Origin of the sequence: Geminocystis sp. NIES-3708 (assembly GCF_001548095.1) — a bacterium.
Lineage (GTDB): Bacteria > Cyanobacteriota > Cyanobacteriia > Cyanobacteriales > Cyanobacteriaceae > Geminocystis.
Genome location: NZ_AP014815.1, coordinates 1,834,280 through 1,848,317 on the forward strand (window position 1 = coordinate 1,834,280; position 14,038 = coordinate 1,848,317).

The 14,038-nt window shown below is 33.0% G+C and carries 13 protein-coding genes; 4 read left to right on the forward strand and 9 right to left on the reverse strand.

All coding sequences use genetic code 11. The features are described from left to right. Positions 1 to 107: 107 nt before the first annotated feature. Positions 108 to 743: a peroxiredoxin gene (locus GM3708_RS08085; protein ID WP_066345465.1), complete on the forward strand. Its 636-nt coding sequence runs from the start codon at positions 108 to 110 to the stop codon at positions 741 to 743. Between the two features lie 89 nt (positions 744 to 832). Here GM3708_RS08085 and GM3708_RS18850 read toward each other — a convergent pair whose 3' ends face one another. The 5 genes from GM3708_RS18850 to GM3708_RS08105 form a co-directional block, all read right to left on the reverse strand. Continuing rightward, on the reverse strand, positions 833 to 1,003 hold the full coding sequence (locus GM3708_RS18850; protein ID WP_173645004.1) for a hypothetical protein: 171 nt from the start codon (positions 1,001 to 1,003) through the stop codon (positions 833 to 835). Between the two features lie 24 nt (positions 1,004 to 1,027). Next, a complete protein-coding gene (locus GM3708_RS08090; protein ID WP_066345466.1) occupies positions 1,028 to 2,239 on the reverse strand; it encodes a CCA tRNA nucleotidyltransferase in 1,212 nt (403 codons plus the stop codon). Between the two features lie 141 nt (positions 2,240 to 2,380). Beyond that, the gene (psbC, locus tag GM3708_RS08095; RefSeq protein WP_066345467.1) at positions 2,381 to 3,757 is read right to left on the reverse strand and encodes a photosystem II reaction center protein CP43; all 1,377 of its coding nucleotides are present in this window, start codon (positions 3,755 to 3,757) and stop codon (positions 2,381 to 2,383) included. After that, positions 3,741 to 4,796, reverse strand: a complete 1,056-nt coding sequence (gene psbD, locus GM3708_RS08100; RefSeq protein WP_066345088.1) for a photosystem II D2 protein (photosystem q(a) protein) — start codon at positions 4,794 to 4,796, stop codon at positions 3,741 to 3,743. Before psbD ends, psbC begins: the two co-directional genes overlap by 17 nt. Positions 4,797 to 5,080: 284 nt before the next feature. Then, the gene (locus tag GM3708_RS08105; RefSeq protein ID WP_066345468.1) at positions 5,081 to 6,424 is read right to left on the reverse strand and encodes an OB-fold nucleic acid binding domain-containing protein; all 1,344 of its coding nucleotides are present in this window, start codon (positions 6,422 to 6,424) and stop codon (positions 5,081 to 5,083) included. 190 nt (positions 6,425 to 6,614) lie between these two features. Between GM3708_RS08105 and GM3708_RS19780 the strand changes: the two genes are divergently transcribed. Both GM3708_RS19780 and GM3708_RS08110 read left to right on the forward strand, forming a co-directional pair. Further along, positions 6,615 to 6,704, forward strand: coding sequence for a DUF4351 domain-containing protein (locus GM3708_RS19780; protein WP_071827659.1), 90 nt, complete (start codon positions 6,615 to 6,617; stop codon positions 6,702 to 6,704). 913 nt (positions 6,705 to 7,617) lie between these two features. Continuing rightward, positions 7,618 to 7,926, forward strand: coding sequence for a hypothetical protein (locus GM3708_RS08110; protein ID WP_066345470.1), 309 nt, complete (start codon positions 7,618 to 7,620; stop codon positions 7,924 to 7,926). A 10-nt stretch (positions 7,927 to 7,936) separates the two neighbouring features. Here the strand turns inward: GM3708_RS08110 and GM3708_RS08115 are convergent, their stop codons facing one another. Continuing rightward, on the reverse strand, positions 7,937 to 8,863 hold the full coding sequence (locus GM3708_RS08115; protein ID WP_066349377.1) for a metal ABC transporter solute-binding protein, Zn/Mn family: 927 nt from the start codon (positions 8,861 to 8,863) through the stop codon (positions 7,937 to 7,939). Positions 8,864 to 9,089: 226 nt separating this feature from the next. Between GM3708_RS08115 and GM3708_RS08120 the strand changes: the two genes are divergently transcribed. After that, a complete protein-coding gene (locus GM3708_RS08120) occupies positions 9,090 to 10,214 on the forward strand; it encodes a class I SAM-dependent RNA methyltransferase (protein WP_066345471.1) in 1,125 nt (374 codons plus the stop codon). Positions 10,215 to 10,400: 186 nt separating this feature from the next. On the opposite strand, the gene GM3708_RS08125 is transcribed toward GM3708_RS08120, so the two are convergent. The 3 genes from GM3708_RS08125 to GM3708_RS08135 all read right to left on the reverse strand — a co-directional run bounded on the left by GM3708_RS08125 (position 10,401) and on the right by GM3708_RS08135 (position 14,028). Next, entirely contained in the window at positions 10,401 to 12,053 is a 1,653-nt protein-coding gene (locus tag GM3708_RS08125) for an alpha-amylase family glycosyl hydrolase (protein ID WP_066345472.1), read from the reverse strand. Between the two features lie 79 nt (positions 12,054 to 12,132). Next, on the reverse strand, positions 12,133 to 13,281 hold the full coding sequence (locus GM3708_RS08130) for a DUF4214 domain-containing protein (protein ID WP_066345473.1): 1,149 nt from the start codon (positions 13,279 to 13,281) through the stop codon (positions 12,133 to 12,135). A gap of 315 nt (positions 13,282 to 13,596) precedes the next feature. Beyond that, entirely contained in the window at positions 13,597 to 14,028 is a 432-nt protein-coding gene (locus GM3708_RS08135; RefSeq protein WP_066345475.1) for a YggT family protein, read from the reverse strand. Positions 14,029 to 14,038 lie beyond the last annotated feature (10 nt).

The following is a 14,038-nucleotide window of genomic DNA, read 5'->3' on the forward strand; positions in this document are numbered from 1 at the left end:
AGATTTGTTAAAATCGGAAAAAAATTGAAAATTGATAAAATAATGACATAAAAATATGACACAATTAGAATCAGTAATCAATTTAAGTATAATTTAATTTAAAACCTATGACTTTACAATTAGGAGATACCGTCCCCAATTTTACTCAGGCTTCTAGTATCGGTGATATTTCTTTCTATGATTGGGCAGGAGATAGTTGGGTAGTATTATTTTCTCATCCTGCTGATTATACTCCCGTTTGTACCACTGAATTGGGTACTGTCGCTAGTTTACAATCTGAGTTTCAAAAACGTAACGTTAAAACTATCGCTTTAAGTGTTGATGATGTTGAATCTCATAAGGGTTGGATTAACGACATTAACGAAACTCAAAATACCACCGTTAATTATCCTATTCTTGCAGATGGCGATCGCAAAGTTGCTGATTTATATGGCATGATTCACCCTAACTCTTTAAATAATCTTACCGTTAGAAGCGTTTTCATTATCGATCCCAACAAAAAATTACGTTTAACCATTACTTACCCTGCCAGTACTGGGCGTAACTTTGATGAAATTTTAAGAGTTATTGATTCTTTACAATTAACTGACTATCATCAAGTAGCAACTCCAGCTAACTGGCAAGATGGAGGAGATTGCGTCGTTGTGCCTTCTATTTCTACAGAAGATGCTAAAGTTAAATTTCCTAAAGGTGTCACAGAAATTAAACCTTATTTACGATTAACTCCTCAACCCAATAAATAAGTAATAGTAAAAATTAACAATTAACAATTAACACTTAAAAAGTTTTATCTTTTAGTCTCCTAGTCTTCTACTCTGTTATTCTCTGATACCTAATTATTAATAAAAGTTTTGTTTAAATCTTCGATTAACTCGTCTAACTCTTCAATGGCTTGATTTACATCTAAGCGTAAACTTCCTAAATCTGGTTTATCTAGGAGTTTTACTAATAATTCTCTTTTATCAGCGATCGCATTAATTTGATTTATAATAGCTGTATTCATGATTTTACGGATACAATAAAATAATTATAGTCTATGGTTTATTATCCATTGTAAAGCTCCATTTTGATCAGTAAATTTTCCTTCTATATAAGCAATTTGGACATCTGTTAATAATTGTTTGATTAATGGACTAGGAGAAATTTTCAAAAATTTCATTAAATCATTCCCCGTAAGTAAAGGTTTAGGATGTGCCACAGAATCATTATCATCAAAATAACGATTAAGCAATAGATTAATTAAATCTTGATTTACATCATTTGCAAGGGCAAAAATTGCTAAACTAGGAAATACTTTCCCAACGGCTGAAAAGAAAAAATACTGTGCCGATAAATTATTAATAAAATCTTTTTCTAATAAAGAAGGAGTATATTTAATAATAGTTATGACACTCTTAATTTCTTGACGAGAATATTTAAGATTGAGTAATTCTTTTTCGGCAATTTCTGGATTATCATCTGTTAAACAAGCTAATTTTACAATACTATAACTTTGATTATTAATATTATTAAAATAACTAAATTTTTCTTGTAAATGTTTAATTATAAAATCAATTTTTTTTAAATAAATAATTTTTTTTTCATCAATATTTTGCCAATAAAGAGATAATAAACCATCTTTAAAAGCCTCTTTTAGCCAATAACTACTATTTTCACTAGCTAATAAATAACTCAATTCATTATTAACTCTCTCCGCTGCAACTTTGATTAAAAAAGGAGTTAATTCTTTAATAGTTTGACGAGTTTCTGATTCGATATAAAAATTAAGCTGACAAGCCTGACGATAACCTCGTAATAATCGTAAAGGATCATCTTTCAAATTTTGACGAGATACCATCCTAATGATGCCTTGTTCTAAGTCTTGTTTACCCTTCAAAGGATCAATAATTTTTCTTTCTTGACAATGATAAGCGATGGCATTAATCGTATAATCTCGTCTTAACAAATCATTTTCAATAGAGTTGCCTTCTTGTTGAGCAAAATCAATAGTAGCATGGGGAAAAACTACTCTCGCAATAAATCTTTCATGATCTAAAATCACAAAACCAGCACGATAAATATTAGCGATATTTCTTGCGGTTTCAATAGATGAATGAGGTAAAACAAAATCTAAATCTAAATAATTTCTGAAGCGATTAAGTAACACATCTCTTACTGCACCACCCACTAAATAACAATCATCAGGCAGTATATCTAAATCAAAAGGTAAATTATCAGCAATAAAAGTATTTAAAACCATTAAAAATAATTAAAAAAGGATAATTTGAGCTTATTATTTTAATTTATTCTTCCTCTTTAAAAATTAAAAATAAACAAAAAGCCCCCACCAAAAGAGGCAGAGGCTTATTATTTACCTAGCACAGATCAAGAACTAAAATATTTAGTCTAAATCAGGCATTGATAAAGTTGGCTCGGTTTCACGATCAATTCCTTTCTCGAAACCACCAGCAGCAGCACGAGCTCTTCCAGCGTGCCATAAATGACCAACTAAGAAGAAGAAACCTAAAGTGAAGTGAGAAGTTGCTAACCATGCACGAGGAGATACATAGTTAAAAGCATTTACGTCAGTGATAACACCACCTACAGAGTTCAAAGAACCTAAAGGAGCATGAGTCATATATTCAGCAGCACGACGTACTTGCCAAGGCTGAATATCATTTCTTACTTTATCTAAGTCTAAACCGTTAGGACCACGAAGAGGCTCTAACCAAGGACCTCTGAAATCCCAGAAACGCATGGTTTCACCACCGAAGATGATTTCACCAGTAGGAGAGCGCATCAAGTATTTACCTAAACCAGTAGGGCCTTGAGCAGAACCGACGTTAGCACCTAGTCTTTGGTCACGAATCAAGTAGGTTAAGGCTTGAGCTTGAGATGCTTCAGCACCAGTAGGTCCATAGAATTCGCTAGGATAAGCGGTGTTGTTGTACCATACCATAGTAGAAGCGATGAATCCCATTAAGGATAAAGCACCTAAACTATAAGAAAGATAAGCCTCACCTGACCAGATCAAAGCACGACGAGCCCAACCAAAAGGCTTGGTTAAGATGTGCCAAATACCACCAAAGATACAGGTTAAACCGACCCAAATATGACCACCGATGATGTCTTCCATGTTGTTAACACTAACAATCCAACCTTCTCCACCGAAAGGAGCTTTGATTAAATAACCAAAGATAATCGCAGGGTTAAGAGTTGGGTTAGTAATTACACGAACATCACCGCCACCGGGGGCCCAAGTATCATAAACACCGCCAAAAAACATGGCTTTGAATACGAGTAATAAAGCACCGATACCGAGAAGGATTAAGTGATAACCAATAATATTGGTCATTTGGTTTTTATCTTTCCAGTCATAACCAAAGAAACTAGAATATTCTTCTAAGGTTTCAGGACCACGCAAAGCATGATAAAGTCCACCTAAGCCTAAAACGGCAGAGGAGATAAGGTGAAGAACACCAACTACAAAGAAAGGGAAAACATCAGTTACTTCACCACCAGCACCTACACCCCAGCCTAAAGTGGCAACGTGGGGTAATAAGATAAAGCCTTGTTCGTACATGGGCTTTTCAGGGATGAAGTGAGCAGTTTCAAATAAGGTCATTGCACCTGCCCAAAACACAATTAGACCTGCGTGGGCAACGTGAGCACCTAATAATTTACCAGATAAGTTGATAAGTCTAGCATTACCAGACCACCAAGCAAAACCAGTAGATTCTAGGTCACGACCACCAATCGGATTAGAGAGCGTTACCACGTGGAAGTACCTCCTCAGGGAATACAAATTTTTCGTGGGGTTGATCTTGAGGCGCCATCCATGCGCGCAACCCTTCGTTTAATAGGATGTTTTTGGTGTAGAAAGTTTCAAATTCAGGATCTTCCGCCGCTCTTAATTCTTGAGAGACGAAGTCATAAGCACGGAGGTTAAAAGCTAAACCAACGATACCAATGGAACTCATCCACAAACCAGTAACAGGTACAAACAACATGAAGAAGTGTAACCAACGTTTGTTGGAGAATGCGATACCAAAAATTTGAGACCAGAAACGGTTAGCTGTTACCATGGAGTAGGTTTCTTCAGCTTGGGTAGGTTCAAACGCGCGGAAAGTGTTTGCCTGTTCACCATCTTGGAATAAGGTGTTTTCTACCGTTGCACCATGAATAGCACAAAGTAATGCACCACCTAAAATTCCTGCCACACCCATCATATGGAAGGGGTTGAGTGTCCAGTTATGAAATCCTTGTAAGAACAAGATAAAGCGGAAAATTCCTGCTACTCCAAAAGAAGGAGCAAAAAACCAGCTAGATTGTCCGAGGGGATACATTAAGAAAACACTTACAAATACAGCGATAGGACCAGAGAAAGCGATGGCATTATAAGGACGAATCCCTACAAGACGAGAAATCTCAAATTGACGCAACATGAAGCCAATTAAAGCAAAAGCTCCGTGTAATGCGACGAAAGGCCACAAACCACCGATTTGAAACCAGCGAGTTAAACTGCCTTGAGCTTCAGGACCCCACAAAAATAGTAAGGAGTGTCCAAAAACATCAGCGGGGGATGATACAGCTACAGTTAAGAAGTTAGCACCTTCAAGGTAAGAACTAGCTAAACCATGGGTGTACCAAGAAGTAACGAAGGTAGTACCAGTTAACCAACCACCTAATGCTAAATAAGCACAAGGGAATAGTAGGATACCAGACCAACCAACGAATACAAATCGGTCTCTTTTGAGCCAGTCATCAAGGGTATCAAACAACCCTCTTTCAGGCACACGTCCGACTGCAATGGTCATAATCTTTCTTTTTTTAACTTGTCAAGTTTTACTTTTTTTGTCTCTCTTATTATTATCGGAGACGATGTTGCTACTCAGCAATATTACTGATGTGCAATTAACTTTTCTTAATATAGCATGAGTTAGTCGTTACTCTAACTCGGTTTAAAGATACGATTTAGGTATGCTTTTAAACTTGCTCTTTACTATTTTTAACAAATTTTTTAACAAATTGTCACATTTTTCTCAGAATCTTTCCATAAATTAAAAATAAAAATATCTTTTTACCGTACCTATTGAGATAATCAAGGCTGAAGAAGTTGTGTATAAGCATTGAATCCGCCATTCACTAAAGATTCCACTGTATTTTCTGCATTTTGTACCCAATAATTGTCTCCCAAACGGACAAAAATTCGTTCTTGAACATCGTCAACAATAGCAAAAACTGGAATTACTGCATCATTTTTATCTCCTGATTGTTCTTGTAAAAGACTTTTTAATTTTCCTTGTATTTGCGGTTGAGATGCTTGTTCTGGAGTTAAGCGAATATAAACTATGGTGACATTTTCCATTCTTTTTATATTATTAATAATAATTTGTGATTTATCATCTTTATGATCAGCTTTTCCCCAAATAATTAAGGGGGTATCTTCAACTAAATTTTCTTTTACTTGGTCATAATTACTCGCAAAAACAATAGCATCTGCTTGTCCAGTAATATCTTCTACGGTCAAAAAAGCCATATTTTTACTATTTTTGTCTATATGATTTTTGATCATTGTTAACATTACGATCGCACACATTTTTTTTCTTGATTTATATTCTGATAATTCACTAATATCAATAGGAGATAATATTTTTGCTATATTTTTTAATGGTTTTAATGGGTGTTCTGATACATAAAACCCTAGATGTTCTTTTTCAGATTTAAGTTTTTCTTGTACTGAAAAATCAGAAATTTGAGGCAATTGTGGTGCATTTTCATATTGAATTTCTGCAATAGATTCTGATTCATTAGACAACATTAAATCAAAAACATTTAACTGTCCTGTTTCTTTTTCTTTAATGCGTTTTTGTGACCAAGTAATCATTAAATCTAAACTTTCAATTAACTGTTTACGATTTTGATGAATAGAGTCAAATGCACCTGCATAAGTTAAAGTTTCTAAGGCTCGACGATTCACTGTTTTTAAGTTAATTTTCCCGATAAAATCAGCAAAATTAAGAAACTTTCCTTCTGATTTTTTTCTTGCTTCTAAGATATTTTCAATGGCAGATTCTCCTAAATTTTTGACGGCAGATAAACCAAATAAAATATCTTTTCCTTGAGGCATAAATTCTTTGTAAGAATAATTAATATCAGGGGGCTTAACATTTATACCCATTTTTAGGCAATTTTCCCGATATTTCTCAACTTTATCCTGATTATCGCTACTTGCAGTCAATAAAGCTGACATATATTCAACAGGATAATTAGCTTTTAGATAAGCTGTTTGATAGGTGACATAAGCGTAAGCTGTCGAATGAGATTTATTAAAGCAGTTAGAAGCAACTAAACCATTCCCTAAGAGAAAATTGTGATCTTTTTCTACTCCAATATCATAAACTAGCTGAACACCTAGGGCTCGCTTATTAATTATTTTGACCATTAATACTATAGTACTTTTACTACAGACAGATATAGTTATAATTGTATCAATAAGTTGAAAATCAAAGATCTTTGCCAAAGCTAAAGTAAGGTTTTATGAGTTGAATTATTGTCATCCATCAATTACCAGTAAATGAACAAACTCTGGGTTAAGAATTTTAGGTAGAGGAAAGTTTATAAGTTTAAGAACGATTTTTCAAGAAAAATTAGCGGTAGATTTAGAAAATTTAGGAGAGGCTTTATTAGATTTTAATTCTTTCACGGATTTAACTGATTGGTAGAAGAATCGTTAGTTAAAGCATCCACAATACTTTGTAGTAGATATATCTAAGGGAAAACTATATTGCTATTTAACTATAAAATAATATTGTATAAATTTACACTTGATTGATAGTTTCTTTACTACTTCTTTACTATTGGGTTATATACTCATTCTAAACGGATAGGAACTTAACATTTGAGAATTATTCTATTGTTTATATATCAACGTTTAATAACAATTGTTAATTATCACAAAAAGTAAAGTTTTAAGCCGTTCAGAGTATAGCTTAAGTATTGAAGAGCCAAGTTTATTTTAAAAAGGAAAAAAGATTATGAGTGATTATACTGCCATCGGTCAAACTGTTATTAACTCTAAAATTGGATATATTGGGAATGATCATGAAAATGATGACTCTTCTGATGATCATAATGGATTGATGATTCTTTAGAATATGATAATAACGGGCAAAATTATCTGGATGATGATCATAATGGATTGATGATTCTTTAGAATATGGTAATAACGGGCAAAATTATCTGGATGATGATCATAATGGATTGATGATTCTTTAGAATATGATAATAACGGGCAAAATTATCTGGATGATGATCATAATGGATTGATGATTCTTTAGAATATGATAATAACGGGCAAAATTATCTGGATGATGATCATAATGGATTGATGATTCTTTAGAATATGGTAATAACGGGCAAAATTATCTGGATGATGATCATAATGACAATGATAATAATGGTATTTATGATTCTCTTGAAAGTACCAGTAATAGTAATGATCCCTTATTAAATTCGTCTGTTTTCCGTTTTCAAAATCAAAATGCTACCGGTACTTATTTCTTTGGTGGTGTACAAGAATCACAAAATGTTCTGAATAATTACCAAAATTTTCAGTTAGAAGGTGAAGCTTTCAAAGTGGGAGTTGCTCCAGGAGATCAGTTAATTCCTATTTATCGTTTCCAAAACACTGATGTGGTGGGTACTTATCTTTATACTGGAGAGCAAGAAAGACAAAGTATCAAACAAAATAATCCTAATTTTCAAGAAGAAGGTATTGCTTTTTATGTTTATGGTGCTGATGCTAATAAAGCAAATGATATTTATCGTTTTCAAAATTTAGATCAACCTGGTACATACTTATTTGTAGGGGAAGCTGAAAAAAATAATATTCTAGCTAATTTTTCTAACTTCCGCTTAGAAGGTGTTGCGTTTGAAGTCGGCTAACTAATTTTAACTAATTGGCTGGAGAATCGTTAGTTAAAGCATCCACAATCGTTTCAGTATTTATTTTTAACATTTTTACATAACTATCAGCCTCACTGCCTTTAACACCAATGGAATCAGAATAAAGTTTACCTTTTGCAACTTTTACCCCTGCTTCTTGGGCAACGGTTTCAATTAAAGTAGGGTTGATGGTAGTTTCAGCAAAAATGGCTTTTACACCACTACTTTGGATTATTTCTACCAAATTTTTAATAGTTTGGGCACTGGGTTGTTCTTCTGTACTAATACCGATAAGTGTCCCCGGAATTTCTAAACCATAAGCCTTACTGTAATATTGAAAAGCATCATGAGAAGTGATTAATTTTCTTTGATTAGGAGGAATTGTGGCGATTTGGGTTTTAATCCATAAATCTAAGGCTTCTAATTCAGTAATTAATTGTGTCGCATTTTCACTGAATTTACTTTCATTTTTTGGATCAATTTCTCTTAATTTATCTCGGATTGCTTTTGCCATCACAATGACATTTTTAACATCACCCCAAACATGAGGATCAGCTTTTTTTTGTCCTTTATAATCAAAATCAAGAGGTTTTATCTTTTCTCCTACTGCTAATTTTTCTGCTTTAATACCTGTAGAATTGATCAATTTAATAATATTTGGTTCGAGATTATAACCATTATATAAAATTAAATCCGCTTTTTCTAAGGCGATCGTATCTTGAGGTACAGGTTCATAAATATGAGGATCTGCACCTGGTGCTAAAATACTAATATTATTAATTTCTTCGCCGCCTATTTCTTCAGTAAGATTAGAGATAATAGTACTAGTAGAAACCACTTGAGGCTTATCATTTATATTATTTGATTTGTTTTGAAAATCTTGATTACAACCACCTAATAGAATAAGTAAGCTACTGAGAAAGATAATTTTTTTGATTATCATGAGAAATTTTAAATATTTTCATAATTCTTTCATAAAGTGTAACATATTATTGAAAAGATAAAGTTATTTTGATAAGTATTAAAATAAACTTCTTAAACTATACAGGCAATGTATAATAATAAATCACTTTCAGTAGAAGGGAAAAGTATTGATTAATCAAGGTTAAAGACAAATTTTCTGATATATTATTAATTATTCTTTGTTCATTGTTCTTTTTATTGTGACTGTATCTTATTTCGCTACCACTGCCAGAGGTTTAGAAGACATCGCTGCTGAAGAATTGATTAGATTAGGTGCAATTGCTGTTAAACCTGAATTTACGGGGGTATATTTTGAAGGAGATCAAACCTTATTATATAAAATAAACCTATGGGCAAGGACAATTTTTCGAGTATTAATGCCCATTGAAACCATCAGAAGCCAGAATCCAGAACAATTATATCGTAATGTTAGAGCAATGGATTGGTCAGAATATCTACAACCTGATCAAACTATAGCAGTTCGTTGCACAGGGAAAAATCAACAACTTAATAATAGTCATGTCACCGCCATTCAAATTAAAAATGCCATTGTCGATCAACAACAGCAACAAAAAGGAGTAAGATCAGATGTGGATACAGTTGAGCCAGATATAGTCATCAACGCTCATATTCACGAAAATAACTGTATTTTAAGCCTTGATAGTACAGGTGATAGTCTCCACCGTCGTGGTTATCGCCCTGCCATGGGATTAGCACCTCTGAAAGAAACATTAGCCGCAGCGTTATTATACATCACCGAATGGACACCAGAGCAACCTCTTGTAGATCCTTTATGTGGTTCAGGTACTATATTATTAGAAGCGGCTTTAATGGGTTTAAATATCGCACCGGGGTTATATCGGAATAAGTTTTGTTTTCAAAATTGGCCAGACTATGACGCTAAATTATGGGGAAGTTTGCTTAAAGAAGCGGAAATGAGCCAAAAAGAACATTTACCCATTATGATTGGCACGGATGCAGATGCTGATGTAATTAGACAAGCTCAAAGTAATGCTAAAGCCTGTGAAATTGGAGATCAAGTGAAATTTTATCAACAACATTTAGCTGACATTACCGCTCCTGCTGAATCAGGTATTTTGATATGTAATCCTCCTTATGGTAAACGCATTTCAGAAGTAGAGGCACTATTTCCTTTATATAAACTTTTAGGAGATGTTTTTAAGCAACGTTTCAAAGGATGGACGGCTTATATTTTAACAGGTAATAAAGAATTAAGTAAAAAAGTCGGTTTGCGGACTTCTCGTCGTATTCCTATTAATAATGGTGGCATTCCTTGCACATTATTAAAGTATGAAATGTATTAATTAGAGTTTACTGAAAAAGTATTTTTATTTTGATGAGGGTGGCTATTAGCTATTAGCTATCAGCAGTCAGGTATTCTAACATACCAAAATTGTACTTTATAGACAAGTCTAATGGGGAATGATTTTATTGTTTAAGAAAAATTAATGGAATCTTATTACAATTAAAAAAATTATAATATTTCATATTTATTTCCATACTAAAACTTTAGCTTCATAAGTGCCTAAATCAATAGTAAGATTATTATCTCCTGATTCTATTTCATAATTACCTGTCCATTCATGCCATTTCCCATTAGCTGGAAAGTTCGATATTTGATAACCTGCCCGAAATGTGTCAGAAAAATTTGCGATAATTACAATACGAGATCCTTCTTCATTCCATCGAGTATAAGCTAATATTTTATCATCACTATTTTCGTGGAAAAAATCAATATTTTCTGTCCATAAAGCACGATTACTTCTTCTTAAGAAAATTAAGCCTTTATAGTATGCCAATAAATTTTTATTTAAGTCGTTATCTAACAATTGCCAATCTATTTTTGATGATTCTAAGGTTTTATCTTTATATTCTGCAAATTCTTCTCCCATCCAAATTAAGGGTACACCCACTGATGTCATCAATATTGCAACTCCTAATTCTAAACGCTTAAAAGCCTCTTCACCAAAAATTTTGCGATCGCCTAATTCTGCCATAGAATGATTATGATCATGATTAGTGAGATAATTCACCACATTACTCGCTCCCATAAAACCTTGACGTTTGCAGTCAATAACATCTTTTAAATTGTCTAAATCAAAAGTATCACCGCAAATATGGGCAATGATTGTATGGTAAAAACTATCGTGCCAACAACTATCCATTGGTCCTTCTGCATTGGTAATAGTAGTAGTTTCGGGTATATACTCAGCTATGGTAAAAAAAGGCTTTATTCCAGCGGTTTTTTTCCCTTCCTTAACAATCCAGTGCATAAAATCATGGTTAGCAATTTGTCTAGCGGCATCAAAACGAATGCCGTCAATATGATATTCTTTCACCCAAAAAGTGAGATTATCTCCCATAAACTTCCACGCTGGATATATTTGTAAAGTTTCATCATATAAATCATAATTAAATTCAGGTCCCCAGTTATTATCAGGATCACGGGGTGAATGATGATACCAATAATCATAGTCAATTTTTGTCAGAGGTGCTTCGGATTCTGAGTGATTATAAATTGCGTCTAAAATTACACGAATTCCTTTTTCATGACAGGAGTCGATGAGTTTTTTTAAGTCTGAAGTTGATCCATAGCTTGATTCACAGGCGAAAAAATGACGAGGATTATAACCCCAACTATGATCACCAGGATATTCATTGACGGGCATTAATTCAATGGCATTGATCCCTAATTCGCACAGATAGTCAAGTTTTTCGATAATGTCTGTATATTTTCCTCTAGTTTTATTATCCTTTTCTCCACCAGAAAAATCACCGACATGAAGTTCATATATAATTAATTCACAATCTGAGGGCAAATTTTGCTCATCATGTAGCCAAACATACTCATCAACAATCCGATCGCCATCTTTAATTAAAATGACTGCATTTTGGGAGGAATTATCAATATCTGTAGCATAGGGATCAATTAGATCAACCCATTGATCAGATTCAAAAAACCAGCTACGAGATTGAATACGAAATTTATATTGATAACTGCCGTCTTCTAAGGCTACCGAAGATCGAAAATAACCATCTTTACCTTTTATCATGGGAATTTCTTCCCAATCAGAAAAAGTTCCCATTAATGTTGCACTTTGATTATAGGGAGCAAATAGTTTAAATTCAATGGAGTTTGTCATAATTGATAATTAGTAATTAGTAAAGGGTAAAGGGTAAAGGGCAATGGGGAATGGGCAATGGTAAATACATAATTCCTAATTATCTTCTCTTTCTGGCTTCAGAACTATTGGAAATAGCATCTCTGACAGAGTCAATACTTTGACCATTGATAACTAAATTTCGAAAATAGTCTAATCCACCTTTATCAGCATCACGTCCTAAATATTCTTGATAAATTTTATTAATGGCTTGATTAAGTTCAGGTTTATTGGCAACTTCACGGCGTACTTGTCTTAATGACCAATTTTGATTATTAATTTTTTGTGTATAATTTTGTAAATCATTAGAATTAGCGTCACGCCCCAAAACTTGAAGATAGATATTGTTAATATCTTGATTAGTACGAGAGTTATTATTATTATTACTATTTCTGTTTCTAGCTTCAGGACTATTGGCGATGACATTTCTGACATAATCAATGTTTCTGCCATTAATAATTAAGTTTTGAAAATACTGTAACCCAGCAGAATCGGTATTTCTTCCCAACAATTCTTGATAGATTCCAGAAATAACTTGATTCACTTCTTGACTACGGGCAACATCATTTCGTACTTGATTCAATGACCAGTTTTGATTGTTCATTTTTTGGCTATAATTTCTTAATTCATTAGAGTTAGCATTACGCCCTAAAACTTCTAAATAAATACTGTTGATTTGTCCTTCAATACTAGAATTGTTGTTATTACTATTATTATTCCTATTTTTAGCTTCAGGACTAGTAGCAACAGCATTTCTGACAAAATCAATGTTTTCGCCGTTAACAATTAAATTTTGAAAATATCGTAATCCATCAGAATCAATATTACGTCCTAAATACTCACGATAAATGTTATTAATAGTTTCATTAAATTCTTGATTATTGGTAGTAAGATCACGACGTACTTGATTTATTGACCAATTTTGATTGTTCATTCTTTGGCTATAATTTGTTAACTCGTTAGAGTTTGCATTACGTCCTAAAACTTGAATATAAGTATTATTAATTTCGCTTTCAAAACGAGAGTAATTATTGTTATTGTTATTATTGTTATTATTATTGCGATACCTAAAACTACCGTATCCAGGGCAATTAATTATATTCTGATTGATAGTACAAGTAATTTGTTGATTTTGAGCGAAACTAGGCGTTGCACTTATTAAAGAAATAGATAATAAAGTACCAGTTAAAAGAACATTAGAAGTTTTCATAATTAACACTCCAAGAGTTGTTATTTGTTGTTTTATAATAAAAGTTAGATAGTATTTTTGTAAGCAAAGAAACTTTAAAAGATAGCACTTACGCACTTCAAAAATTATCAAGAATGTATAATAACGATATTTCGTTATTTGAGACAATTAGCAGTAAACATAGAATGTCTGGTAATCAGAGAAAAATAGTCCTGAAAATGACCCTGTAATGTTGGAAAAGCCATAGTCATATTTAATGATTTTTTCAATGCGTAAGTCCTACATAGAAAAACTCTAAAATCTTAATAGTTTCCTATTGTCATTTGCTCTTTTCTCTTATCGTCGAGCATAGATATATTTAATCAAACTCACACCAAGCAAACCTAAAAGGGCATAAATGACAATTGCTACTAAGACATTAAGATCAAAAACGTTTGTACCACCGATGGGATTACTACCGCCTTCTGTTACAGGGCTGATAAATAAGGTAGAAAATGGTGCAATGAAAGGATCAGATAGATTATAAATGAATTGAGTAAACTGATTCTCTGTATTCGCACCAGTCAAACGAAGAAAGAAGCGTAAGGTAAGTAGAACTTGTAAAAATCCTATCAGAATATAAATACTGTTGAGAATCCAAATAAAAGTTGAATTTCTTTTACCCGTTTTTAACCTTCTCTCTTCTTGATGGAGTTTAAAGGCTTCCTCTTCTTGTTGAAGTTCTATACGACGCTCGAAATTATTTTGGTCGTTAGGATCTTGATTCATTGTTTCTGTA